Source organism: Streptomyces sp. 8N114 (assembly GCF_052245835.1).
GTDB lineage: Bacteria > Actinomycetota > Actinomycetes > Streptomycetales > Streptomycetaceae > Streptomyces.
Genome location: NZ_JBQQBT010000001.1, coordinates 748293 through 771778 on the forward strand (window position 1 = coordinate 748293; position 23486 = coordinate 771778).

Annotated in this window: 21 protein-coding genes; 9 read left to right on the forward strand and 12 right to left on the reverse strand. The window is 71.4% G+C overall.

Going from position 1 to position 23486, the window contains the following annotated elements:
* Window positions 1-126 precede the first annotated feature (126 nt).
* The 3 genes from ACTWQF_RS03365 to ACTWQF_RS03375 are packed head-to-tail and all read right to left on the reverse strand — an operon-like array spanning window position 127 to window position 2473.
* The gene (locus ACTWQF_RS03365) at window positions 127-540 is read right to left on the reverse strand and encodes a RidA family protein (protein WP_443276888.1); all 414 of its coding nucleotides are present in this window, start codon (window positions 538-540) and stop codon (window positions 127-129) included.
* Complete coding sequence (locus ACTWQF_RS03370) at window positions 537-1346, reverse strand: IclR family transcriptional regulator (protein ID WP_443276889.1); 810 nt, start codon at window positions 1344-1346, stop codon at window positions 537-539. The genes ACTWQF_RS03365 and ACTWQF_RS03370 overlap by 4 nt, the downstream gene beginning before the upstream one ends.
* Window positions 1343-2473: a sugar kinase gene (locus tag ACTWQF_RS03375; RefSeq protein ID WP_443276891.1), complete on the reverse strand. Its 1131-nt coding sequence runs from the start codon at window positions 2471-2473 to the stop codon at window positions 1343-1345. The genes ACTWQF_RS03370 and ACTWQF_RS03375 overlap by 4 nt, the downstream gene beginning before the upstream one ends.
* 199 nt (window positions 2474-2672) lie before the next feature.
* Between ACTWQF_RS03375 and ACTWQF_RS03380 the strand changes: the two genes are divergently transcribed.
* Together ACTWQF_RS03380 and ACTWQF_RS03385 are read left to right on the forward strand one after the other, a co-directional pair.
* Window positions 2673-3962 carry an amino acid deaminase gene (locus ACTWQF_RS03380; RefSeq protein WP_443276893.1) on the forward strand — a complete coding sequence of 430 codons (1290 nt, stop codon included), beginning with the start codon at window positions 2673-2675 and terminating at the stop codon, window positions 3960-3962.
* An 18-nt stretch (window positions 3963-3980) separates the two neighbouring features.
* On the forward strand, window positions 3981-5576 hold the full coding sequence (locus ACTWQF_RS03385) for an N-acyl-D-amino-acid deacylase family protein (protein WP_443276895.1): 1596 nt from the start codon (window positions 3981-3983) through the stop codon (window positions 5574-5576).
* Between the two features lie 19 nt (window positions 5577-5595).
* Here the strand turns inward: ACTWQF_RS03385 and trhA are convergent, their stop codons facing one another.
* The gene (gene trhA, locus ACTWQF_RS03390) at window positions 5596-6468 is read right to left on the reverse strand and encodes a PAQR family membrane homeostasis protein TrhA (protein ID WP_443276897.1); all 873 of its coding nucleotides are present in this window, start codon (window positions 6466-6468) and stop codon (window positions 5596-5598) included.
* Between the two features lie 272 nt (window positions 6469-6740).
* Between trhA and ACTWQF_RS03395 the strand changes: the two genes are divergently transcribed.
* Window positions 6741-8603: a phosphoenolpyruvate carboxykinase (GTP) gene (locus ACTWQF_RS03395; protein ID WP_443276898.1), complete on the forward strand. Its 1863-nt coding sequence runs from the start codon at window positions 6741-6743 to the stop codon at window positions 8601-8603.
* Window positions 8604-8798: 195 nt separating this feature from the next.
* On the opposite strand, the gene ACTWQF_RS03400 is transcribed toward ACTWQF_RS03395, so the two are convergent.
* Window positions 8799-9212 carry an SCO4983 family protein gene (locus ACTWQF_RS03400; RefSeq protein ID WP_443276900.1) on the reverse strand — a complete coding sequence of 138 codons (414 nt, stop codon included), beginning with the start codon at window positions 9210-9212 and terminating at the stop codon, window positions 8799-8801.
* A gap of 96 nt (window positions 9213-9308) precedes the next feature.
* Entirely contained in the window at window positions 9309-10520 is a 1212-nt protein-coding gene (locus tag ACTWQF_RS03405; RefSeq protein WP_443276902.1) for a pyridoxal phosphate-dependent aminotransferase, read from the reverse strand.
* A 148-nt stretch (window positions 10521-10668) separates the two neighbouring features.
* On the opposite strand from ACTWQF_RS03405, the gene ACTWQF_RS03410 reads away from it, so the two are divergent.
* Window positions 10669-12243, forward strand: a complete 1575-nt coding sequence (locus ACTWQF_RS03410) for an MFS transporter (RefSeq protein WP_443276903.1) — start codon at window positions 10669-10671, stop codon at window positions 12241-12243.
* 5 nt (window positions 12244-12248) lie between these two features.
* The gene (locus ACTWQF_RS03415; protein WP_443276905.1) at window positions 12249-12902 is read left to right on the forward strand and encodes a TetR/AcrR family transcriptional regulator; all 654 of its coding nucleotides are present in this window, start codon (window positions 12249-12251) and stop codon (window positions 12900-12902) included.
* A gap of 90 nt (window positions 12903-12992) precedes the next feature.
* Here the strand turns inward: ACTWQF_RS03415 and ACTWQF_RS03420 are convergent, their stop codons facing one another.
* From ACTWQF_RS03420 to ACTWQF_RS03430, 3 genes are all read right to left on the reverse strand, one after another.
* Window positions 12993-15017, reverse strand: a complete 2025-nt coding sequence (locus tag ACTWQF_RS03420) for a thioredoxin domain-containing protein (RefSeq protein WP_443276906.1) — start codon at window positions 15015-15017, stop codon at window positions 12993-12995.
* A 51-nt stretch (window positions 15018-15068) separates the two neighbouring features.
* Window positions 15069-15671, reverse strand: a complete 603-nt coding sequence (locus ACTWQF_RS03425) for a Uma2 family endonuclease (protein WP_443276908.1) — start codon at window positions 15669-15671, stop codon at window positions 15069-15071.
* Between the two features lie 90 nt (window positions 15672-15761).
* On the reverse strand, window positions 15762-16931 hold the full coding sequence (locus tag ACTWQF_RS03430) for a hypothetical protein (protein ID WP_443276910.1): 1170 nt from the start codon (window positions 16929-16931) through the stop codon (window positions 15762-15764).
* Between the two features lie 186 nt (window positions 16932-17117).
* Here ACTWQF_RS03430 and ACTWQF_RS03435 point away from each other — a divergent pair, with 186 nt between their 5' ends.
* On the forward strand, window positions 17118-18299 hold the full coding sequence (locus ACTWQF_RS03435; protein WP_443277551.1) for a cystathionine gamma-synthase: 1182 nt from the start codon (window positions 17118-17120) through the stop codon (window positions 18297-18299).
* A 56-nt stretch (window positions 18300-18355) separates the two neighbouring features.
* Here the strand turns inward: ACTWQF_RS03435 and ACTWQF_RS03440 are convergent, their stop codons facing one another.
* The 3 genes from ACTWQF_RS03440 to ACTWQF_RS03450 all read right to left on the reverse strand — a co-directional run bounded on the left by ACTWQF_RS03440 (window position 18356) and on the right by ACTWQF_RS03450 (window position 19772).
* Window positions 18356-18610, reverse strand: coding sequence for a hypothetical protein (locus tag ACTWQF_RS03440; protein WP_443276912.1), 255 nt, complete (start codon window positions 18608-18610; stop codon window positions 18356-18358).
* Window positions 18597-19067 carry a sigma factor-like helix-turn-helix DNA-binding protein gene (locus ACTWQF_RS03445; protein WP_443276914.1) on the reverse strand — a complete coding sequence of 157 codons (471 nt, stop codon included), beginning with the start codon at window positions 19065-19067 and terminating at the stop codon, window positions 18597-18599. Before ACTWQF_RS03445 ends, ACTWQF_RS03440 begins: the two co-directional genes overlap by 14 nt.
* Before the next feature lie 120 nt (window positions 19068-19187).
* Window positions 19188-19772: a MarR family winged helix-turn-helix transcriptional regulator gene (locus ACTWQF_RS03450; RefSeq protein WP_443244018.1), complete on the reverse strand. Its 585-nt coding sequence runs from the start codon at window positions 19770-19772 to the stop codon at window positions 19188-19190.
* Between the two features lie 230 nt (window positions 19773-20002).
* On the opposite strand from ACTWQF_RS03450, the gene ilvA reads away from it, so the two are divergent.
* The 3 genes from ilvA to ACTWQF_RS03465 all read left to right on the forward strand — a co-directional run bounded on the left by ilvA (window position 20003) and on the right by ACTWQF_RS03465 (window position 23343).
* Window positions 20003-21250, forward strand: a complete 1248-nt coding sequence (ilvA, locus tag ACTWQF_RS03455) for a threonine ammonia-lyase (protein ID WP_443276916.1) — start codon at window positions 20003-20005, stop codon at window positions 21248-21250.
* A 183-nt stretch (window positions 21251-21433) separates the two neighbouring features.
* A complete protein-coding gene (locus ACTWQF_RS03460) occupies window positions 21434-22486 on the forward strand; it encodes an ATP-binding cassette domain-containing protein (RefSeq protein WP_443276918.1) in 1053 nt (350 codons plus the stop codon).
* On the forward strand, window positions 22483-23343 hold the full coding sequence (locus ACTWQF_RS03465; protein ID WP_443276920.1) for an ABC transporter permease: 861 nt from the start codon (window positions 22483-22485) through the stop codon (window positions 23341-23343). The genes ACTWQF_RS03460 and ACTWQF_RS03465 overlap by 4 nt, the downstream gene beginning before the upstream one ends.
* The last annotated feature ends 143 nt before the right edge of the window (window positions 23344-23486 follow it).

Consider the following 23486-nt stretch of genomic DNA (forward strand, 5'->3'; position numbering starts at 1 on the left):
TTCGGTCTGACGCCGTGCATTCTTGGGCCAGTTGACGCCCACCACAAGAGCGCCCCCGGAATCGGGAGAACAGATTCCGGGGGCGCGGCTCGGTTTGTCGGGGAGGGGGTGCGAAAAGGGCGTCGCTCAGCCGAGGACGGCCAGCGCGTCGATCTCGACCAGCAGGCCGGCGGGGAGGCCGACGTACACCGTGGTACGCGCGGCCGGAGCCTCATCAAGAGAGGAGAAGTACTCGTTGTAGATCTCGTTGAACTCCGCGAAGTGCGCGGTGTCCGTCAGATACACGCGGATCATCATCGCGTCCTCCCAACCGGCACCGCCCGCCTTGAGAACGGCCTCAACGTTGGCGAGGGTCTGGAGGGTCTGCTCCCGCAGCCCGGGGCCGACCGGCTTCGGGGCCTGGCCCTCGACGGCGGGGCCGAACCCGACCTGCCCGGCGACCTGGAGGATGTTCCCCTTGCGCACGCCGTGCGAGAACTTCGCGGGCGGCGTGGTGTGCGTGGCCGGGGTGAGGGCGGTCTTGGCAAGCTTCTCGCTCATGGCGCGGCTCTCTTGCTTCTCGTCGGCGGTTCGTCGGACCGCGGTTCGTCGGATGGATGGCGGGGCGGCTGTCCCGTGTACTCGGCGCTGATGGCCTCGGCGGTCCGCCGTACGCGGGGCAGCAGGGTGAGGAGTTCGTCGGCGGAGACGACGACGTTCGGCGCGGAGACCGACATGGCCGCCACCACCCGCCCCTCGGCGCCGCGGATCGGCGCCGCGACGCAGTTGATGGACTCCTCATGGCCACCGAGGTCGGTGGCCCAGCCCTGTTCGCGCACCTTGGCCAGCTCCGCGAGGAACGCGGCGGCGTCCGGTGTCGAACGGGACGTGTACCGGGGGTAATCGAGCCGTTCGGCGACGGCGCGCCGCTCCGGCTCCGGCAGGTCGGCGAGGAGCAGCTTGGCCACGGCGGCGACGGTGATGGCGACGGGCTTGCCGATGCGCGAGTACATCCGTACCGGGTAGCGGCTCTCGACCTTGTCGATGTAGAGGACCTCGTCCTCCTCGTGGACGGCGAGGTGCACGGTGTGTCCGCAGGCCGCGTTGAGCTCGGCCAGGTGCGGATGGGCGATCTCGCGGAGGTCGAGGTTCTCCACGGCCTGCTGCGCGAGCGCGAACAGCCGTGCCCCGAGCCGGTAGCGCTGGTCGGCCTGGCGGTAGACCATGCCGTGCTCGTGCAGGGTGCGCAGCAGCCGCAGCGCCGTCGACTTGTGCACGTCCAGCCGGGCTGCGACCTGCTCCAGGTTGGCGGGCCCTTCGGCGAGCAGCGGCAGGATGCTCAGCGCCCGATCGACGGTCTGGCTCATACGGATCGCACCTCCGGCTCTCCTTCGCCGGGGTTGTCGGGCCGCCCGGCGGCTGCGGCCTGTGCCCCGCGCGCTGTCCAGCCGGGGCCCAGCCGCAGTCTCCCCCAGCTCTCCCCGTCGAGGACCACCAACCGGTCGGCGACCTCCCGGGCAGGCGGCGCGGCGAGGTCGCCCGCGTCCGTGAGCGCCGCCGCGGCCATCAGGTGCCCGTGCCGCAGCCGTTCGCATACCGGCAGCCCGCGCAGTGTCCCGGAAAGGAAGCCCGCGGCGAAGGCGTCGCCGGCGCCCACCGGCGAAACGACGTCCACGCTCAGCGCGGGCGCGAAGACGGCGGTCCCGTCCCCGACGAACGCGGTGGCGCCGACCGCACCCTGCTTGACGACGAGCACCGCGGGCTCGCGCAGCACCTCCCGTACGGCCTCGGGCCCGCCCGTCACCCCCCAGGCGGCGGCGGCCTCGTCCTCGCCGACGAAGACGATGTCGCTGTGCCGGGCCAGTTCGCGCAGTACCTCGGCGCCGGCCCGGGGAGCGGTGGGCGTACGCCACAGGCCGACGCGGTAGTTGACGTCGAAGGAGACCAGCGGCCCCGGGCCGGCGCCGCTCCCGGCGGGGGTGCGTGCCGAGGTGAGGGCACGCAGCAGGGCCAGGCAGTCGGCGGACAGGGCCGCGGTGATCCCGGTCAGATGCAGCACCTGCCCCGCGTGGACGGCCTTCGGCCGAACGGTGGCCGGGGACATGGCGGAGGCGGCCGACCCGGCGCGGTAGTAGAGCACTTCGGAGAGCCCGGAAGGGTGCGTTGCGGGGTCGGCGGCGCCGGTCGCGCGCTCGCCGTCCGTACGGAAGTAGATGCCGGTGGGCCGCTCCGGGTCGCGTTCGACCGCGCTGATGTCCACCCCGTGCGCGGCGATCGTACGGACCAGATGGTCGCCGAAGCCGTCGGCGCCGACCCGGCTGACCCAGCGGGCGCGGTGCCCGGCGCGGGCCAGCGTGCAGGCGACGTTCGACTCGGCACCACCGATCGCGCGGTCGAAGGAGGGCACGTCGGCGAGCGGGCCGGGGCGCGCGGGCAGGAACGTGACCATGGACTCGCCCAGGCAGACGACGTCGATGTCGGAGGTGGTGGTCACGGTGGCTGCTGCTCCTCGCTACGTGTCTCGGGGTGAGGGCTCAGGGGTGGGAGTTCGGGGGCTCGGAGGTGGGAGCTCGGGCTGGTGGGTTCCGGCACCATTGACCGGCTGTTCCGCGGGATGCTAGACAGCCTCAAGCGTCATACGCAATGGTCGTTGCAGATAATGCAACATCGCTACTGGCTACTACGGAGACCGCATGGCAGCCCCCGCCCCCTCCCCCGTGGACCGGCTCGCGGACGAGCCCGCCGACCACCGCTTCAAGGGGCTGCCCCCGGACGCCGCCGCAGCGGGCACCACCCTCGGCGAGCTGGCCGGCGAGCGCCGCTCGCTGTTCACCGGCGGCTTCACCACCCCGGTCCTCGCCCTCTCGGCGGAGCGCCTGGAGCACAACCTCACCGCGCTCGCCGACTACTCGGAGCGCCACGGCCTGGCCTTCGCCCCGCACGGCAAAACCTCCATGGCGCCCCAGCTCTTCGACCGCCAGCTGCGGCACGGCGCCTGGGGCATCACGCTCGCCGTCCCGCACCAGGTGCGGGTGGCCCGCGCCTACGGCGTCCCGCGCATCTTCCTCGCCAACGAGCTGGTGGACGAGGCGGCACTGCGCTGGCTCGCCGCCGAGCTGGACGCCGATCCGGACTTCCGCTGCGTCTGCTACGTCGACTCCCCGCACGGCGTCGCCCTCATGGACGAGGCCCTGCGCGCCGCCGGCGCCCGGCGTCCCGTCGAGGTGGTGGTCGAGTTGGGCGCGGGCGACGGCGCACGCACCGGCGCCCGTACGGAGGCCGAGTGCGCCGCCGTCGCCGACGCGGTGGCCGCGACCGGCACGCTGCGCCTGGTGGGCGTCGCCGGATACGAGGGCGAGGTACCCGGAGCCGGCCTGGAGGCGGTACGCGGATGGCTGCGGCGCCTCACCGGCCTGGCTGTCGCCTTCGATACGGCGGGACGCTTCGAGGGGCTCGACGAGATCGTGGTCAGCGCGGGTGGCAGCGCCTGGTTCGACGCGGTCGCCGAAGCCTTCGCCGAGCTGCCCGAACTGTCGGCACCCACACTGAAGCTGCTGCGCTCGGGCGCGTACGTCTCCCATGACGACGGTCACTACCGCCACCTGACGCCGTTCAACCGGCAGCCCGACGAAGGAGGTCTCCAGGCCGCCTTCACGCTGTGGACGCAGGTCGTCTCCCGGCCGGAGGCGGGGCAGGCGTTCCTCAACGCCGGCAAGCGGGACGCCGCCTTCGACCTTCAGCTCCCCGAACCCCATGTGGTGCGGGGCATCGAAGGGACGGTGCGCTCCGCCGCGGGGCTCACCGTCACCGCGCTGAGCGACCAGCACGCGTGGCTGCGGGTGGACGAGGGCGTCGACCTGGAGGTCGGCGAGTGGGTGGGGCTCGGGATGTCCCACCCCTGCACCATGTTCGACAAGTGGCAGGTGATCCCCGTCGTCGAGGCCGACGGCACGGTCACCGATCTGATCCGCACCTTCTTCTGAGCTGCTGAGGCGCCCGCCATGGACACGGTCATTCGCGGCGCCCGCGTCGTCGACGGCACGGGCGCCCCCTCCTACCGGGCCGATGTCACCCTCCGCGAAGGCCGCATCCTCCGGATCTCCCTCGAGGGGGAGCCGCGCCCCGGCGGCACCCGCACCCTCGACGCCGACGGGCTCGCGCTGGCCCCCGGCTTCATCGATATGCACGCCCACTCGGACCTGGCGATCCTCCGCGACCCCGAGCACACCGCGAAGGCGGCCCAGGGGGTCACCCTGGAGGTGCTCGGCCAGGACGGGCTGTCGTACGCACCCACCGACGACGCCACCCTCGGCGCGATCCGCGAGGCCATCACCGGTTGGAACGGTGACGGCAGCGATATCGACTTCGACTGGCGCACGGTCGGCGGCTATCTGGACCGGATCGACCGGCAGGGCACAGCGGTCAATGCCGCGTATCTGATCCCGCAGGGCAGCGTCCGGATGCTGGCGATGGGCTGGGACGACCGCCCGGCAGCGCCCGACGAGCTCGCCACCATGAAGCGCCTGGTCGCCGAGGGGATGGCGCAGGGCGCGATGGGCATGTCGTCCGGTCTGACGTACACGCCCGGTATGTACGCCTCCGACGCTGAGCTGACCGAGCTGTGCCGGGTGGTGGCGGAGTACGGCGGCTACTACTGCCCGCATCACCGCTCGTACGGCGCCGGTGCGCTGGAGGCGTACTCGGAGATGGTGGCGCTCACCCACGAGGCGGGCTGCGCGCTCCATCTCGCGCACGCCACGATGAACTTCGGCGTCAACAAGGGCCGGGCCCCCGAGCTTCTCGCCCTCCTCGACGCAGCGCTCGCGGACGGCGCCGACATCACCCTGGACACCTACCCCTACACCCCGGGCTGCACCACGCTGGCCGCGATGCTGCCGAGCTGGGCCAACGAGGGCGGCCCGGAGGCGACGCTGGCGCGGCTGGCCGACCCGGCGACGGCGGCCCGTATCCGGCACGTCATGGAGGTGGAGGGTGCCGACGGCTGCCACGGGGTGCCGATCGAGTGGGACACCATCGAGATCTCGGGCGTCAGCAACCCGGAGCTGGCCGGCCATGTGGGCCGCACGGTCGCCGAGTCCGCGACGCTGCGCGGCGAGGAACCGTGGGAGACGGCACACCGGCTGCTGACCGAGGACCGGCTCGGCTCGACGATCCTGCAACACGTCGGCCACGAGGAGAACGTCCAGGCGATCATGCGGCACCGCGTGCACACCGGCGGCAGCGACGGCATCCTCCAAGGCGCCAAACCCCATCCCCGCGCCTACGGCACCTTCCCGCAGTACCTGGGCCGCTACGTACGCGAGTTGGGCATCCTCTCCCTCGAGGAGTGCGTCGCCCACCTCACCGGCCGCCCCGCAGCCCGCCTCCACCTCCCCGACCGCGGCCTGATCCGCGAGGGCCATCTGGCGGACCTGGTCCTCTTCGACCCGGAAACGGTCACGGCAACAGCCACCTTCGCCGAGCCGCGCTCCCTTCCGGTGGGCATCCCGTACGTCTTCGTCGCCGGCCACCCGGTGATCGACGACGGCCAACGCACGGACGTCCTCGCCGGACGGGCGGTACGGCGCACGGGGTGAGGGCTGCGCCCGCGGGGGGCTACGGGTGCTGGTAAGCCACCAACGAAATCCCCACGTAGTGGACGGCGAACGCGGCCAGTGTGAAGGAGTGGAAGACCTCGTGGAAGCCGAACCAGCGAGGTGAGGGGTTCGGGCGCTTGATGCCGTAGATGACGCCGCCGGCGCTGTAGAGGAGGCCGCCGACGATGACGCACACCAGCACCGCGATCCCGCCGGTCCGCATGAAGTCGGGCAGGAAGAAGACGGCGGCCCAGCCCATGGCGATGTAGCAGGGGGTGTAGAGCCAGCGGGGCGCGCCGACCCAGAAGACACGGAAGGCGATACCGAGACCGGCGGCTATCCAGATGCCCCACAGCAGCAGGTCGCCCCGCCCGTCGGGCAGCAGCAGGATCGTCAGCGGGGTGTAGGTACCCGCGATGATCAGGAAGATGTTCGCGTGGTCGAGCCGCCGCAGCACGGCGTTGATCCGGGGGCTCCAGTCACCGCGGTGGTAGAGCGCGCTGATCCCGAACAGCAGGCAGGCCGTCAATGTGTAGACGGCGCAGGCGATCCGGCCGCGCGTGCTGTCGGCGAGCGCGGTCAGGAACATGCCGGAGATCAGCACGGCGGGGAACATCCCCAGGTGCAGCCAGCCCCGCAGCTTGGGCTTGATGACCTGCGCCGCGGAGTGCGCCGAGGCGGACAGCCGGGCGGCGGCCGAGTGGTTGGCCGAGTGGTCGGCCGTGGCAGCGGCCGGGTGGGAGGACGAGGCATCGGCCGCGGGGGAGGCCGGATGCGGGACCGTGGGGGAGGCCGTGGGGGAGGCCGAGCAGGAGTCGGGCGAGGACGACGCGCCGGACGGTGGGGACGTCACGGCGGCGGGCTCCGAAGACGGGGACGCGGAGTCGGTCATCGGGCCATCGTACCCACGCACGTCCTCGACCTACGTGCCCGTAGGTTACGGCTCACAGCAGCAGGAATGACCCTGTGTGCCAGCTGGGAAGACCTTACGTGTCGACAGCCACACAACCCCCGTCTGGACAGACAACCATTCGCACCGCATGATCAGATGAGCATAAGCGGCACCGGATGAGCGACGAGACAAACTGCCACGAAAGCATCCGGGTCGCGGCCCCCAAGGGGCGCGCTGACAGTCGAAAAAACCCTCAAACGTCTGGAGCGATCGTGGCGCGCAGTTCTGCGGCTCCCCTCACCTCAGCCCCGTCTCCCTCGCACACTTCGGCCCCCGGGGACGCCCCCACCCGCCACCAGGAGCTGCTCTCCTGGGTCGGCGAAATCGCCGAGCTGACCCAACCCGACCGCGTCGTATGGTGTGACGGCTCCGAGGCCGAGTACGACCGTCTGTGCGAAGAGCTGGTCGCCAAGGGCACGTTCAGGAAACTCGACCCGGTCAAACGCCCCAACTCCTACTACGCCGCCTCCGACCCGTCCGACGTCGCCCGGGTCGAGGACCGCACCTTCATCTGCTCCGAGAAGGAGGCGGACGCGGGCCCCACGAACCACTGGAAGGACCCCGCGGAGATGAAGGCCGTCTTCGCCGGGGAACAGGGCATCTTCCGCGGTTCGATGCGCGGCCGCACCATGTACGTCGTCCCGTTCTGCATGGGCCCGCTCGGCTCTCCGCTCTCCGCGCTCGGTGTGGAGATCACCGACTCCGCGTACGTGGCCGTCTCCATGCGCACGATGACGCGGATGGGCAGCGCGGTGCTCGAAGAGCTCGGCGAGGACGGCAACTTCGTCAAGGCCGTGCACACCCTCGGCGCCCCGCTCGCCGAAGGCGAGGAGGACGTACCCTGGCCGTGCAACTCGACCAAGTACATCTCGCACTTCCCCGAGACCCGCGAGATCTGGTCCTACGGCTCCGGCTACGGCGGTAACGCGCTGCTCGGCAAGAAGTGCTACGCGCTGCGCATCGCCTCCGTGATGGCGCGCGACGAGGGCTGGCTGGCCGAGCACATGCTGGTGCTCAAGCTGACGCCGCCGCGCGGTGAAGCCAAGTACGTGGCTGCGGCGTTCCCGTCCGCCTGCGGCAAGACGAACCTGGCCATGCTCCAGCCCACCGTCCCCGGCTGGACGGTCGAGACGATCGGCGACGACATCGCCTGGATGCGGTTCGGCGAGGACGGCCGCCTCTACGCCATCAACCCGGAGGCGGGCTTCTTCGGTGTGGCCCCCGGCACCGGCGAGGACACCAACGCCAACGCCATGAAGACCCTGTGGGGCAACGCGGTCTTCACCAACGTCGCGCTCACCGACGACAACGACGTGTGGTGGGAGGGCATGACGGAGGAGCTGCCCGCTCACCTCACCGACTGGAAGGGCAACGACTGGACGCCGGAGTCAGGGACCCCGGCTGCCCACCCCAACGCGCGGTTCACCGTCCCCGCAGGACAGTGCCCGATCATCGCCCCCGAGTGGGAGGACCCGCGCGGTGTGCCGATCTCGGCCATCCTCTTCGGCGGCCGGCGCGCCTCCGCCGTCCCGCTGGTGACCGAGTCCTTCGACTGGCAGCACGGCGTCTTCCTCGGCGCGAACGTCGCCAGCGAGAAGACCGCCGCCGCCGAGGGCAAGGTCGGCGAGCTGCGCCGGGACCCGTTCGCGATGCTGCCCTTCTGCGGCTACAACATGGGCGACTACTTCGCCCACTGGCTGGAGGTCGGCGAAGGTGCCGACGCCGCCAAGCTGCCGAAGATCTACTACGTCAACTGGTTCAAGAAGGACGAGAACGGAAAGTTCGTCTGGCCCGGCTTCGGCGAGAACAGCCGGGTGCTCAAATGGATCGTCCAGCGGCTGAACGGGGAGGTCGAGGGCGTCGAAACCCCCATCGGCCTCCTGCCGCGGAAGGAGGACCTCGACACCGAGGGGCTCGGCCTGTCCGAGGCCGAACTGGACTTCGTCCTCGCGGTCGACAAGGACGTCTGGCGCGACGAAGCGGCGCTCGTCCCCGAGCACTTGAACACCTTCGGTGACCACACGCCGCGTGCCCTGTGGGACGAGTACCAGGCCCTGGTAGAGCGCCTGGGCTGACGCCCCACCCCCGCTTGTGGGCAATCGTTCCGCGGGGCGGAACGGGTGGGCACAAGCGGGCCCGCAGCCGCGCACCGGCCGCACCCCGCACCACAGCGTTGGCGCCCTTCGGGTGCGGCCCGGTGGCCGGTGGCTGCGCTTGCCCACCCTGCGCCCCTGGCGCAGACTGCCCAAGCGCAGCGAGGAGCTGCTCCGCTAAACGAGGACGCCCTCCGCACCCGCGTGGGCCTCGATGCGTTCCGTCATCAGTGCGGCGACCGCCTCGTCGCCGCGGGTGTCGGCGACAGCCAACGCGTTACCCGCGAGGGTGTGGGCCCGCGTGTGGAGGGAGGCGACATGCGCGGCGTCGTCCCGCACAGCGGACGGCGCCGCCCGCAACGGCGCCCTCCCGCCGGAAAGCCGGCCCGCATGGGCGGCGAGCTCCGCGGCGGCGGCGTCCAGCGAAGCGGAAGGCGTCAGCGCCCGCAGCTCGTCCGTCACGGTCAACAACGCGGTCAGGTGCCCCGCCAGGCGGATGTCCAGCTCTTCCTCGCGGGTGCGCCGCGGCAGTCCGGACTGGGTGCTCTCGGCCACGGTGTGGACCGACTTGGTGCGGATCGGTTCGTACATGGACGGCCTCCTGATGCATTCAGGAGGTCATCCTAACTTAGACACCGTCTAAAGTTGTCCCGCATTCATGAAGCGGCTACAGATGATCACAAGCAGTCACGGCTGGCTGTAGCCGTCCAGGAAGCGGCCGATCCTGGTCACCGCATCGCGCAGTTCGGTCACGCCGGGCAGATTGACGATCCGGAAGTGATCGGGTTCGGGCCAGTTGAACCCGGTACCGTGGACGATCATGATCTTCTCGGCCCGCAGCAGGTCGATCACCATCTGCCGGTCGTCCTTGATCTTGTACACCTTCGGGTCGAGCCGCGGAAACGCGTAGATCGCACCCTTGGGCCGTACGCAAGTGACGCCCGGGATCTGCGTCAGCAGCTCGTACGCCGCATCCCGCTGCTCGCACAGCCGGCCGCCCGGCAGCACGAGGTCCTCGATCGACTGCCGTCCGCCCAGCGCGGCGGCGACCGCGTGCTGTGCGGGCATGTTCGCGCACAGCCGCATGTTGGCGAGGATCGTCAGGCCCTCGATATAGCTCTCGGCGTGCGCCTTGGGCCCGCAGACCGCGAGCCAGCCGCTGCGGTAGCCGGCGACCCGGTAGGACTTGGACAGGCCGTTGAACGTCAGCGTCAGCAGGTCGGGCGCTACGAGAGTGGTCGGGGTGTGCGTGGCGTCGTCGTAGAGGATCTTGTCGTAGATCTCGTCGGAGCACACGACCAGGCCGTGGCGGCGGGCGATGTCGGTGAGGCCGCGCAGGACCTCCTCGTCGTAGACCGCTCCGGTGGGGTTGTTGGGGTTGATGATGACGAGCGCCTTGGTGCGATCGGTGATCTTGCGCTCGACGTCCGCCAGATCGGGCATCCAGTCGGACTGCTCGTCACATCGGTAGTGCACTGCGGTGCCGCCCGCCAGCGAGACCGAGGCGGTCCACAGGGGGTAGTCGGGCGCGGGGACCAGCACCTCGTCGCCGTCGTCCAGCAGCGCCTGCATCGACATCTGGATCAGCTCGGAGACGCCGTTGCCCAGATAGATGTCGTCGACCGACAGCTCGATGCCCTGCTTCTGGTAGTGCTGCATCACGGCTCGGCGGGCCGAGAGCAGGCCCTTCGCATCGCCGTAGCCGTGCGCGGTCCCGACGTTGCGCAGCATGTCCTCGAGGATCTCCGGCGGGCAGTCGAAGCCGAACGCAGCCGGGTTCCCGGTGTTGAGCTTGAGGATCTGATGCCCTGCTGCCTCCAGCCGCGTCGCCTCCTCCAGGACCGGGCCCCGGATCTCGTAACAGACGTTGGCGAGCTTCGTCGACTGGATGACGTGCATAGCGCCACCCTACGGGCGCCGCTGAACGGCCGCTTCGTGTTTTCCCTCACCTCGGGGACCCCCGCCCCGGCGACCTCGGAGACGAGTATTGACAGTGTCTCCCATTTGAGAGTTACTGTCACCACGCTCGAAGGAAAGGGGCAGCCCCATGACCACCGCACCCCGCAGCACGGCACGCCGGTGGTGGGCACTGGGCGCGCTCGGCGCCTGCATGCTCACGCTCGGTTTCGACCTGACGATCCTGAACGTCGCACTGCCCGAGATGGCGTCCCAACTGCACGCCGACACCGGTGACATGCAGTGGATCGTCGACGCGTACGTCGTCGTCTTCGCCGCGACGATGCTGCCCGCCGGTCTTCTCGGCGACCGCTACGGCCGCCGCCGGCTGCTGATGGTCGGGCTCGCTGTCTTCGTCGTCGGCTCGCTGCTGGGCACTCTCGCCGACCGGCCCGGCTGGGTGATCGCGGCCCGCGCCGGGATGGGGCTGGGCGCAGCGCTGGTCTCGCCCCTGGTGTTGTCCGTGCTGCCGCCGCTCTTCCCGGACGAGAAGGAGCGCACCAAGGCCATCGGAGTGGTGACAGCGGCCGTCGCGGGCGGGATGCCGCTCGGGCCGATCGTCGGCGGCTGGCTGCTGGACCACTACTGGTGGGGCTCGGTCTTCCTCGTCAACGTCCCGCTGGCAGCGCTCGGCATCCTCGCCTGCCTGCTCCTGCTGCCCGAGTCCCGCGACCCGTCGGCCCCCCGCGTCGATCCGCTGAGCGGCGCGCTGGGCGTCGCCGGACTCGCCGCGCTCGTCTTCGCGATCATCGAGGGCCCGACGCGTGGCTGGGGCGATCCGCTGGTTGTGGGGCTCTTCCCCGGCTCGGCGCTGCTGCTGGCGGGCCTGCTGCTGCGTGAGCGGCGCTCGGGGCAGCGCGGGGCCCGGCCGATGCTCGACCTCACGCTGCTGCGCGCCCCCGGATTCCGCTGGAGCGCGCTGACGGTGACGCTGGTGACGATGGTGCTGGCAGGACTGCTGTTCATCGTCCCGCAGTACCTCCAGGCGGTCCTCGGCCATGACGCGCTCGGCACCGGTGTGCGGCTGCTGCCGATGATGGCCGGGATCGTGGTCGCGGCCCGCGCTGCCGGACCGCTGGCCGGGAAGCTGGGGCCGCGGCCGGTGATCAGCGCGGGGCTCACCACGCTCGCGTTCGCCGCGTTCCTCGGCGCCCGTACCGGCACCGCCGACGGCTACCCGATGGCCGCCACCTGGCTGACGATCACCGGGCTCGGCGCCGGTCTGGCCATGGTGCCCGCCATGGATGCGGCCCTCGCCGCGCTACCCGCCGACCGCACCGGCAGCGGCTCGGGGCTGCTGATGACGGTTCGGCAGATGGGCACGGCGCTCGGCATCGCACTGCTGGGGAGCCTGCTCGCCCAGACATACGCGACGCGGCTGGACGTGGACCGGGAGGCGATGGGCCCACGCGCAGCGGCAGCGGCGGAGGATTCGGTCGTCTCCGCGCACCTGATCGCCGACAGGCTCGGCCTGCCGCGGCTCGCGGACGCCGCCGACACCGCCTTCCTGGCCGGGATGAGCCAGGTGCTGCTGCTGTGCGGGGCGGCGGCGATGGCAGGCGCGCTGCTGCTGGTGGCCACCCCCGGCGCGCTGCCGCGGCGGCACCGGCCCGACACCGGCAGCGTCCCGGAGATGGCCCTGCCCGGGGACGATGCCCGACAATGAGATCCATGTCCCCCGCACGTACAGATTCCCCCGACGACACCGCCGCGGACGCAGAGCTTCCCCCGGCCAAGCCGAGCCTGCGTGAACGCAAGAAGATCCAGACCCGCCAGGCCATCCGGCGGTCCGCCTACCGCCTCTTCGAGGAACAGGGGTACGACGCCACGCCCGTCGACCAGATCGCCGAAGAGGCGGAGGTCTCCCCCAGCACGGTCTTCCGCTACTTCCCCACCAAGGAAGACATCGTGCTGACCGACGAGTACGACCCGCTGATCGAGCAGGCGCTGCGGGAGCGACCACCGGGTGAGCCGCCGGTCGCCGCGCTGCGCGAGGCGCTGCACGCCTCGATCGCCCGCATCTACCAGGCCGACGCCGCCGAGACCGTCCAGCGCATCCGCCTCATCCGGGAGGTGCCCGCACTGCGCGGCCGGATGAGCGAGCAATCCGCCGAGACGGCCTGGCTGCTGAGGCGCGCCCTCGCCGAGCGCACCGGCCGCTCCGAGGACGATCTCGAACTGCGTATCGTGACCGGCGCCATGCTCGGGGCCCTGACGGAGGCCATGTACTCCTGGGTGGACACCGGCATGACGGGCACGCTGGAAGACCTGCACGCCCTGGTGACCCGCGCGCTGGCCGTACTGGAACGCGGCCTGACGCTGTAGGGGGTGCGCCCCAAGGGGCGCGGGGAACTGCGCGACGAGCCACAACCAACCCGCAGCCCGCTAGCGTCGGACAGGGGCACCCCCTCATCGTCACTCGCGCAAGGCGGCCTCCAGCACCTCGGGGTCCGTCACCGGTGCGGCGCACACGAAGCCGCGGCACACATAGGCGGCGGGCTGTCCCTCCACCAATTCCCGGTCCCGCAGCAGCGGAACGTCGGACGTACCCGGAGCGCCCACGGCGATCACCGCGCCGGGTGCGCCGGACAGCAGGGCGGCCCGGTGCAGCGCGCCGAAGCGCTCCTCGCCCACCACGGCGACCTCACGCGGCCCGTCCAGCAACGCCTCGCCGACGGCGAGCCCCCAGCCGATGAACCGGGGCGCCCGTGAGGCGAGTTCGCGGACGACGCCGAGGGCCTGCTCGGCGGCCTCCCGGTACCGGTGGTCCCCGGTGTAGGCGCCGTATGTGAGCAGCGCACCGGCGGCGGCGTTCCACCCGGAGGGCACCGCGTTGTCGGTGGGGTCCTGGGGGCGCCGGATCAGCTGTTCGGCGTCGTCGGCCGTGTCGTACAGCGTGCCGTCCTCACCGGCGAACCGCTCCCGCACGGTGTCCAGCAGCAGGCCCGCGCGGTTGAGCCACTCCGCTTCGCCGGTCACCGCGTACAGCGTCAGCCAGCCCTCCGCGGTGTCGGCGTAGTCCTCCAGCACGCCCGCGCTGCCGCCGGGGACCCCGTTGCGGGAGGTGCGCACCAGTCGGCGCCCCTCGTCGAGGGTGTGCACCTCGGCGAGCAACCGGGCGGCGCCCACGGCGGCCTCGACAAGATCGGGCCGTTCGAAGTAGGCGCCGGTCTCGGCGAGCGCGGCGACGGCCAGGCCGTTCCAGGCGGTGACGACCTTGTCGTCGCGCTCGGGCCGGGGCCGCGCAGCACGCGCCTCGAACAGCCTGCGCCGTACGGACTCGAAGCGGGTGGCGTCCGTCAGCGGAGACTCGCGGTCCGGGAGCTGGAGCACCGAGGCACCGCCCTCGAAGGTGCCCTCGTCGGTGACGTGGAAGCACTCGGCGGCCAGCCGCGCGTCGGCCTCGCCCAGCACCTCGGCCAGCTGCGCCGGGGTCCATACGTAGTAGGCGCCCTCGGCGTGGCCGCCGTGCCCGTCGTCGCTGTCGGCGTCCAGCGCGGAGGCGAAGCCGCCCTCGGCGGTGCCCAGTTCACGGACCAGGAAGTCCGCCGTCTCCAGGGCGACCCGGCGGGCCCGCTCCATACCGGTGGTACGCCACAGATGCGCGTAGACGCGGCACAGCAGCGCATTGTCGTACAGCATCTTCTCGAAGTGCGGAACGACCCACTCCGCATCCACGGAGTAGCGGGCGAACCCGCCTCCGAGCTGGTCGTAGATGCCGCCCCGGGCCATCGCCTCGCACGTCGCCTCGACCATCTGCAGCGCGCCCTCGGAGCCGGTGCGGGCGTGGTGCCGCAGCAGGAATTCAAGCACCATCGACGGCGGGAACTTCGGTGCGCCGCCGAACCCTCCCCGCCGGGCGTCGAAGTCCTTGGTCAGCCCGAGCAGCGCGGCGCCCATCTCCTCGGCACCGGGGATCTGCGGCGCGCCCAGCCGGATGCTGCGCCCGGCCAGATCGGCGCTGATCCGGGAGGCGACATCGGCCACCTCCTCGCGCCGGTCCTGCCACGCGGTCCGCACACCCTCCAGGATCTGCCGGAAGGAGGGCATACCGTGCCGCGGCTCCGGAGGAAAGTACGTCCCGAAGTAGAACGGTTCGGCGTCCGGCGTCAGAAACACCGTCATCGGCCAGCCGCCCTGCCCGGTCGCCGCCTGGACGGCCTCCATGTAGACCGCGTCCACGTCCGGCCGCTCCTCGCGGTCCACCTTCACGCTGACGAAGTTCTCGTTCATCAGCCGCGCCGTCGCCTCGTCCTCGAAGCTCTCGTGCGCCATCACATGACACCAGTGGCAGCTCGCATACCCCACGCTGAGCAGCACCGGCACCCCGCGCCGCCGCGCCTCCGCGAACGCCCCCTCCCCCCAGGGCCACCATTCGACGGGGTTCTCCGCGTGCTGGAGCAGATACGGAGAGGTCTCTTCCGCGAGTCGATTCGCCATACGGCCATGGTGACGCACACCCCCGACACCTGCCGCTACAGGTCACCGGGTCTACAGGTCGTCGACCGCCGTGAGGTCGATGTCGATGTCGAACGGCTCGTCCAGCGTGAGCCGGCCGTGGAAGTTGCCGCGCAGGGTGTAGCCCTTGGCGACGGGGTCCAGCTCGTAGACTCGTACAACGGGATGCATGCTCTCCCCGGCGCGCTCCACCAGCCAGAAGTGCGGGATGCCTGCGGCAGCGTACTTGCGGGGCTTGGTGTCCCGGTCCCGCGCCTCGGAGTCCGGCGAGACGACCTCGACGGCGAGGACGACATCGGTGGCCAAGTAGCTCGTCTGGTCAGGGCCGACCACCGCCTCGGCCCGGACGACGGAGACGTCGGGTTCGGGGCCGTTGCGGCGGTTGAGGACCACCGTCATCTCCCGCTTCACACGGAGCCGGGCCCGGGGCGCGGTGGCGCGGAGCCCGCTCACCAGCAGGTCGATCACGTCCGCGTGGAAGTTACGTTGCGGGCTCACGAAAACCAGGCTCCCGTCGATCAGCTCGGTGTGCGGCGGGAGGTCGGGCAGGGTCAGCAGGTCGTCCACGGTGTAGCCGTCCGGCGGCGGCACCGGCCAAGTGATCCCATCGAGCTGGGGAGCCGGTTCAGCGGTCATGGTTCCTCCCATGGGTGGGATCCTGCACGCCCCCTCACGGTACCGGGGCACCTCCACACAGCCGCCACTCGAAGGAGTGAGCGACGCCCCTCAGTGCGGGGCCCGGTCGCCGCCGGTCGATTCCCAGCCGGCGACCGCGAGGGCGCGGTAGGCGGTGTAGGAGGCGGCGGGGTCGCCCTCGTCGACCCAGGGGACGGCGCCGACGTGGCCGTCGACGGCGGCGAGGGCTTCCATGGCTTCGCCGTATCGTTCGGCGCGGACGAGGAACCAGACGAGCAGGTGCAGTACGTGGGGGCGTACCGGGTGGTCGTCCTCGACCTGGTCAACGGCGTACTCGGCGGCCTCGATGGCCTTGCTGATCTCCTCGCTCCGGTAGAGGCCGCGGACCATGTTCACCTCGGGCAGGTGGTCGTAGGCCGCGAACAGCGGGAGTGCGGGCAGCAGCGAGCCCTCGGGGGCCTGGGCTGCGGCGGTGCGGGCGAAGGTGTCGGCCTGCTCCTTGGAGCCCATCCCCTTCGCCGACCGGTAGGGCAGCGCCGCGAGGTGGGCGCCCATGTGGTCGGGTGCCAGCCGGCGGACGGTGTCCCACAGCGACTCGAAGTCGGCCTCGCGATAGCTGAGGTGGCGGGCGATGAACAGCTCGGTGATGTACGGCGTCGGGTCGGCGGGCGCCAGCTTCGCGGCGTCGTGCGCCACCTTGCGCGCCTCCTCGAGGATGATGCGGTGATCGCCGGAGCCGGAGTCCGTCAGCGCCTGGAAGACCAGGAACTGTGCGTACACCTGCGCGCCCCCGTGGTCGCGCGGCTGCTCGGCGCGCCACTCCCGCAGCCACCGCGCGTCCCGTACCTGCGCGGCCTGCTGTTCCTTGCTGAAGGACACCACGTCCGGCGGCCCGTCCACGCCCGTGGTGGAGCCGTGCGCCCGGGAGCGCGCCAGCTCCATCGCCGCGGCGCCCGCCAGAGACTGCACGCGCTGCCAGCGCAGCTCGTACTCGTCGCCGGTGAAGGCCAGCAGCCGCGCCACCGGCTGCCAGTCCTGGGTGCGCTGGGCCTCCTCCAGCGCCTCGACCAGTTCCCGGTCCGGTCCGGGCAGCCGTACGTCGAGCTGGTCGGAGGGGACGAAGCCGTACCCGGCCGTCGGGTCGAGCGCCTGGGTCAGCCCCCGCGTGCCGTCCTGCTGCAGCCGCCTGCGGCGCATCGCCGGATAGACGGCCACACCGAAGATGGCGACGAGTGCGATCAGGAAAAGCAGGGCTTCCATGGCGTCGGATCTCCACGCTGTGACGGGCTGGGGGCACCTCCCGGCCGGAATCCCCCAGCTACCGCTGGGAGGTGCCCCCGGGGGATGCTGGGTCGGGGCCGTACGGAGGGCGAGGCTTGCCGCACGCCCCACTCCACCGTACGGCCCACTAGTCTCGCCCTCATGAGTGAGCAGCGCGACAACGGCATGGGCAGCGGGGCGGAGAGCACCGCGGAGTCCCCGCAGCAGACACAGCACGGCTTCGAGACCCTCGCCATCCATGCGGGGCAGGCCGCCGACGAGAGCACGGGGGCGGTCGTACCGCCCATCCACCAGGTCTCCACCTACAAACAGGACGGCGTCGGCGGGCTGCGCGGCGGCTACGAGTACAGCCGCTCCGCGAACCCGACCCGCACCGCGCTGGAGGAGAACCTTGCGGCGCTGGAGGGCGGCAGGCGCGGGCTGGCGTTCGCCTCCGGTCTGGCCGCCGAGGACTGCCTGCTGCGCACGCTGCTCACCCCCGGCGACCATGTGGTCATCCCCGACGACGCGTACGGCGGCACCTTCCGGCTCTTCGCGCGGGTCGCCGAGCGGTGGGGCGTGCAGTGGTCGGTTGCCGACTCCTCCGACCCGGCCGCCGTACGGGCCGAACTGCGCGAGCGCACCAAGGCCGTCTGGGTGGAGACTCCCTCCAACCCGCTGCTGGGCATCACCGACATCGCGGCGGTCGCCCAGGTGGCGCACGAGGCGGGCGCGCGGCTCGTCGTCGACAACACCTTCGCCAGCCCCTATCTCCAGCAGCCGCTCGCGCTCGGCGCCGATGTCGTCGTGCACTCGACGACGAAGTACATGGGCGGCCACTCCGACGTGGTGGGCGGCGCGCTGGTCGTCACCGACCCCGCGCTCGGCGACGAACTGGCCTTCCACCAGAACGCGATGGGCAGTATCGCCGGGCCGTTCGACTCCTGGCTGGTGATGCGCGGCATCAAGACGCTGGGCGTCCGGATGGACCGGCACGGGGAGAACGCGGCCCGCGTGGTGCAGCTGCTGACCGCGCACCCGAAGGTCACCGAGGTCTTCTACCCCGGGCTGCCCACGCACCCGGGGCACGAGATCGCCGCCAAGCAGATGCGGGGCTTCGGCGGGATGGTGTCCTTCCGGGTCGCGGGCGGCGAGGAGGCTGCCGTACGGGTGTGCAACCGGGCGCAGCTGTTCACGCTGGGTGAGTCACTCGGTGGTGTCGAGTCCCTGATCGAGCACCCGGGCCGGATGACCCACGCCTCGGTGGCGGGCTCCGCGCTGGAGGTCCCGGCGGATCTGGTCCGCCTCTCGGTGGGCATCGAATCGGCGGACGACCTGCTGGCGGACCTGACCCAGGCGCTGGACTGACGGCGCTGGACCGACCCCTTTCCGGGGTCGCTTTGCCGGATCGGCCCCCTCGCCGCTCACCAGCCAACCGCCGGTGACGTCGTCGTCGGGGGCGGCTCCGACCAGGGGCGGGCGGTGAGGGACCAGACGCCGAGCGCCAGCAGCCCCGCCAGCACCCCTGCCCACAGTGCCGTGAGCAGTATCCGGCGCCGCCGCAGCAGGCGGGCCCCGTCCGCGAGGGCCCGCTCCGCGAGATCGGCGGGCACGGGCTCGGCGGTGCGCTGGGCCAGCAGGCGCCGCACCTCGGCCTCCTTGCGGTCAGGCAGGCTCATGCGCGGCCTCCGCGACCTCTCGGGGACGGCTGAGTACCGTCGCCATGGCGCGGGTGTGCAGCGCGCGCACCCGCTCGACCGGGAGGCCGAGCCCCGCGGCGACCTGTTCCTCGGCCACGCCTTCGTACAGCCGTAGCACCAGCACCAGCCGCTCCTGCGGGGTCAGCACCCCCAGCAGTCCGCCCCGCGGGCGGCGGTGGCGCCAGCCGGTATGGGCGAAGCGGGCCGCCAGCGTCAGCCGGGTGCGGTCATAGGGGTCCTCACCGCGCAGCCGGCCCCAGTCGGCACGCGTCCGCGCGAGCGCCCACACCAGCAGCCGCTCCGCCTCGGGCGCGGCGCCGGGGGGCTCGGTGGTCAGCAGCGTTGCGGCATGCAGCAGTCGGCCACCCGCGCCCGCGACGAACGCCTCGAACTCCCGGGCGCGGAGGCGCTCCTGCCGTGCCTGACGCTCTCGCACGCCGCCTCCCGTGCCGCCTATAGGACGGCAGGCGGACAGATCAAATCAAGAGGCGCGTCAGGGACTCGGTCCCCCGGTAGCAGGACTTGTCACGAACCGTCTCGCCAGGAGACGGCCCCGTCAGGAGCCGGGCGTGGGGGGCTGCGCGAGACTGCTCGGGTTCAGTTCGAGCATCGACTTGTTGAAGCGGGTCAGCAGCTGGCAGAACGTCCCGCGTTCCTCGTCCGTCCAGTCCTTGGTGATGAGCTGCATCAGATTGCGGCGCGAGGAGCGCACCTCCTCCAGCCGCGCCTGACCGCGCGGCGAGAGCTGGAGAACGACGGCGCGCCCGTCCTCGGGGTGCGAGGTCCGCTTGACCAGGCCGGACTCGACGAGCGGTGCGACCTGCCGGGTCACCGTCGAGGAGTCGATGCCCATGCCGGCGGCGAGCGCCTTGACGCCCATCGGACCCTCCTGGTCGAGGCGATTGAGCAGGAGGTAGGCCGCGCGGTCCATGGAGTTGCGGGCCTGCCCGAGCCCGCCGAGCCGGGTCTGCTCCGCGCGGCGCGCGTACACGGCCAGCTGGTGCTGCATGGCGTCCAGCACGGCGGTTCCGGAAGCGGCGTCGGGGGCGGCTGAGGCGGTGGCACCGTCGTCGGCAGGCACCGCGGGTTCGTTGTCCGGCGCGTCTGGGGTGTCTGTCGTCATGTCCGGGTGCGTGGGCATGGCAGGTGCGCTCACTTCGTCGGTCTGCGGGATTTTTTGTGGAGTTTTGACAGTTTTGGGGTGGTCTATTGGGTGCATCGACCTGAGGTGGTGGCCACAGAGTACGCGGAGCAGACCGAGGACGTACCTCCAGTGCACAAACCAGTGACGCGGACCACCCCCGCCCGCCTGCCCTTCCGCCCGCGCCCCGTCCGCCTGCCCGCCCGTTCACCGGCTGCCAGACTGGCGGAATGGTCACCAGTGCAACCCCCTCCGCCCCCTCCCAGCACCGCGAACTCCCCGTCTCGCTGGACGACGTACGCCTCGCCCAGAAGACCCTCGCCGGGGTCGCCCGTACGACGGCCATCGAGGGCAGCCGGCACCTCTCCTCGCTGGTCGGTTCGCCCGTTCACCTCAAGTGCGAGAACCTCCAGCGCACCGGGTCGTTCAAGCTGCGCGGCGCGTACGTACGGATCGCCGGGCTCTCGCCCGAGGAGCGGCGGCGCGGCGTGGTCGCCGCGAGCGCGGGCAACCACGCGCAGGGCGTCGCACTGGCTGCCTCCCTGCTCGGGGTGACCTCCACGGTCTTCATGCCGGTGGGAGCGCCGCTGCCGAAGGTCGCGGCCACCCGCGAGTACGGGGCCCGGGTGCGGATGCACGGCCAGGTCGTGGACGAGACGCTGGAGGCCGCCAAGGAGTACGCGCACGCCACCGGCGCCGTCTTCATCCACCCCTTCGACCACCCGCACGTGGTGGCGGGCCAGGGCACGCTGGGCCTGGAGCTGCTGGAGCAGTGCCCCGAGGTGCGGACCGTCGTGGTGGGCGTCGGCGGCGGCGGACTGCTCGCCGGGATGGCGGTGGCCATCAAGTCACTGCGCCCGGACGTGCGGCTGATCGGGGTGCAGGCCGAGGGGTCGGCCGCGTATCCGCCGTCGCTGCGGGCCGGGCGCCCGGTGGCGCTGGAGTCGGTCGCGACGATGGCGGACGGCATCAAGGTCGGCAAGCCCGGGAACGTGCCGTTCGAGATCATCCGCACCCTGGTCGACGACATCCGTACGGTCTCTGAAGACGCCCTCTCCAGCGCGCTGTTGCTCTGCCTGGAGCGGGCCAAGCTGGTCGTGGAGCCCGCCGGGGCGAGCTCGGTGGCGGCAGTGCTCTCGGCGCCGCACAGCTTCGAGGGCCCGGTCGCCGCGGTGCTCTCTGGCGGCAACGTCGACCCCCTGGTCATGCAGCGGACGCTGCGGCACGGCATGGCGGCGGCCGGGCGCTATCTGTCGCTGCGGCTGCGCCTCTCGGACCGGCCGGGGGCGCTCGCGGCGCTGCTGGGGGAGCTGTCGGTGATGGACGCCAACGTGCTGGACGTGAGCCATGTGCGGACCGATCCGCGGCTCGGCCTGGACGAGGTGGAAGTGGAGCTGCATCTGGAGACGAAGGGGCCCGAACACTGCGTCGAGGTCGCCTCCGGGCTGCGCGCGGCGGGTTACACGGTCATGAGCTGACGGGCGCGGGGTACCCGGCGCCGGACGCGGACTATCGCGTATTGCTTGACGCGATACATCGCGTCACTTCATACTGCTGTGCGACAGGGCTCAAGCTCTGCAGCGCATCCGTACATGCCGGAATTGACCGGCAGATCTAGCATCTTCGTAGAGCTTCACGCTCCACACTCTGGGAGTCCATCCATGCCAGGTGCCATTTACGCCGAGGGTCTGGTGAAGACCTTCGGCGAGGTGAGGGCTCTGGACGGCGTCGATCTCGACGTCCCCGAATCCACCGTGCTCGGCCTGCTGGGGCCGAACGGCGCGGGCAAGACCACCGCGGTCCGAGTGCTGACCACACTCCTGCAACCCGACGCGGGCACGGCCGTCGTCGCCGGTGTCGACGTGCTCAAGAACCCCACGGCGGTGCGCCGTTCGATCGGGCTCTCGGGCCAGTTCGCCGCCGTCGACGAATATCTGACCGGCCGCGAGAATCTGCAAATGGTCGGGCAGCTCTACCAGATGTCCGCACGCGACGCGAAGAAGCGGGCGAACGAACTGCTGGAGCGCTTCAACCTGGCCGACGCCGCGGACCGTACGGCCAAGACGTATTCGGGCGGCATGCGCCGCCGCCTCGACCTGGCGGCCGCGCTGGTCGTCAGCCCGCCCGTGATGTTCATGGACGAGCCGACCACGGGCCTCGACCCGCGCAACCGGCAGCAGTTGTGGGAGGTCATCGAGGAACTGGTGGCCGGCGGTACGACGCTGCTGCTGACGACGCAGTATCTGGAGGAGGCCGACCGGCTCGCGCACGACATCGCCGTCGTCGACCACGGCAAGGTCATCGCCCGCGGCACCTCCGACCAGCTCAAGGCCCAGACCGGCGGCGAGCGCATCGAGGTCGTCGTCCACGAGCGCGAGCACATCCCCGCGGCGGGGGAGATCCTCGACAGTCACGCGCTGCGCGGAACGGCGTGCGAGGGCTGCACCGTCGAGCAGCACACCCGCAAGCTGACCGTCCCGGTCACCGGCGGCGCCAAGCTGCTGGCCGAGGTCATCAGGGAGCTGGACGCGCGCGGTATCGAGATTGACGACATCGGCCTGCGCCGCCCCACCCTCGACGACGTCTTCATCTCCCTGACGGGCCATGCCGCCGAGAGCGAGCGGGAGGCGCAAACCGCCGATCCGAACACACCCGAGGACGAGCCGGTGGAAGCCGTCCAGCACACGCCCGAGTCCGAGGAGGCCGCGAAGTGAGCGCCACAGCACAGGCGGCGGCGCCGACAGCCCCCAACGGGCGCGGTGGCATCGCCCAGTCGATATCCGACTCGCTCGTGATGGCCAAGCGCAACCTGATACGCATGGTGCGCATACCCGAGGTCGTCATCTTCGGACTGATCCAGCCGATCATGTTCGTGGTGCTGTTCAGCTACGTCTTCGGCGGCTCGATCAAAGTGCCCGGCGCCGGGACGGACCCCGGCTCCTACCGCGAGTTCCTGATGGCGGGCATCTTCGCGCAGACCGTCACCTTCGCGACGGCGGGCGCCAGCGCCGGTATCGCCGAGGACATGCACAAGGGCCTCGTCGACCGGTTCCGCTCGCTGCCGATGACCCGCGGCGCCGTGCTGACCGGTCGCACCATCGCCGACCTCGTACAGACGGCGCTGACGCTGGTCGTTCTGGCCATCGTGGCGGCACTCGTCGGCTGGGCGCCGCACGACGGCCTCCTCGAAGCCCTCGCCGGCTTCGGACTGCTGCTGCTGCTCGGCTATGCGTTCACCTGGATCGGCGCGCTGATCGGACTCTCCGTACGCACTCCCGAGGCCGCCACCTCCGGCGGGCTGATCTGGCTGTTCCCGCTGACCTTCATCTCCGTCGCGTTCGTGCCCTCGCAGAACATGCCGACGTTCCTCCAGCACGTAGCGGAATGGAACCCGTTCAGCGCGACGGTGGTCGCCTGCCGCGAGCTGTTCGGCAACCTGCCCCCCGGCTACCCGGTCCCGGACGCCTGGCCGATGCAGCACCCGGCGTTGGCCTCGCTGATCTGGTCCGTCGCCATCGTGGTGGTCTTCCGCACCCTGGCGGTCCGCAAGTACCGCTCGGCGACGGCGTAAGCCCCGACCCCCGACCCCCGGCCTCACGAACGGCGGACACCCCGGACATCGAGAACGGCGGACGGCCCGCGCAGCTGCGCGGGCCGTCCGCCGTCGGTTGATGAGGACGCTTCCCGGCCGGGGCCCGGGGAGGGTCCGCCGTC

Coding starts and splice junctions, on each gene's coding strand:
- ACTWQF_RS03410 (WP_443276903.1), top strand. CDS start 10,669: ATGACCACCGCACCCCGCAGCACGGCACGCCGGTGGTGGGCACTGGGC.
- ACTWQF_RS03385 (WP_443276895.1), top strand. CDS start 3,981: ATGGACACGGTCATTCGCGGCGCCCGCGTCGTCGACGGCACGGGCGCC.
- ACTWQF_RS03365 (WP_443276888.1), bottom strand. CDS start 540: ATGAGCGAGAAGCTTGCCAAGACCGCCCTCACCCCGGCCACGCACACC.
- ACTWQF_RS03400 (WP_443276900.1), bottom strand. CDS start 9,212: ATGTACGAACCGATCCGCACCAAGTCGGTCCACACCGTGGCCGAGAGC.
- ACTWQF_RS03460 (WP_443276918.1), top strand. CDS start 21,434: ATGCCAGGTGCCATTTACGCCGAGGGTCTGGTGAAGACCTTCGGCGAG.
- ACTWQF_RS03440 (WP_443276912.1), bottom strand. CDS start 18,610: ATGAGCCTGCCTGACCGCAAGGAGGCCGAGGTGCGGCGCCTGCTGGCC.
- ACTWQF_RS03425 (WP_443276908.1), bottom strand. CDS start 15,671: ATGACCGCTGAACCGGCTCCCCAGCTCGATGGGATCACTTGGCCGGTG.
- ACTWQF_RS03450 (WP_443244018.1), bottom strand. CDS start 19,772: ATGCCCACGCACCCGGACATGACGACAGACACCCCAGACGCGCCGGAC.
- trhA (WP_443276897.1), bottom strand. CDS start 6,468: ATGACCGACTCCGCGTCCCCGTCTTCGGAGCCCGCCGCCGTGACGTCC.
- ACTWQF_RS03435 (WP_443277551.1), top strand. CDS start 17,118: ATGGGCAGCGGGGCGGAGAGCACCGCGGAGTCCCCGCAGCAGACACAG.
- ACTWQF_RS03405 (WP_443276902.1), bottom strand. CDS start 10,520: ATGCACGTCATCCAGTCGACGAAGCTCGCCAACGTCTGTTACGAGATC.
- ACTWQF_RS03430 (WP_443276910.1), bottom strand. CDS start 16,931: ATGGAAGCCCTGCTTTTCCTGATCGCACTCGTCGCCATCTTCGGTGTG.
- ACTWQF_RS03415 (WP_443276905.1), top strand. CDS start 12,249: ATGTCCCCCGCACGTACAGATTCCCCCGACGACACCGCCGCGGACGCA.
- ACTWQF_RS03420 (WP_443276906.1), bottom strand. CDS start 15,017: ATGGCGAATCGACTCGCGGAAGAGACCTCTCCGTATCTGCTCCAGCAC.
- ACTWQF_RS03370 (WP_443276889.1), bottom strand. CDS start 1,346: ATGAGCCAGACCGTCGATCGGGCGCTGAGCATCCTGCCGCTGCTCGCC.
- ilvA (WP_443276916.1), top strand. CDS start 20,003: ATGGTCACCAGTGCAACCCCCTCCGCCCCCTCCCAGCACCGCGAACTC.
- ACTWQF_RS03380 (WP_443276893.1), top strand. CDS start 2,673: ATGGCAGCCCCCGCCCCCTCCCCCGTGGACCGGCTCGCGGACGAGCCC.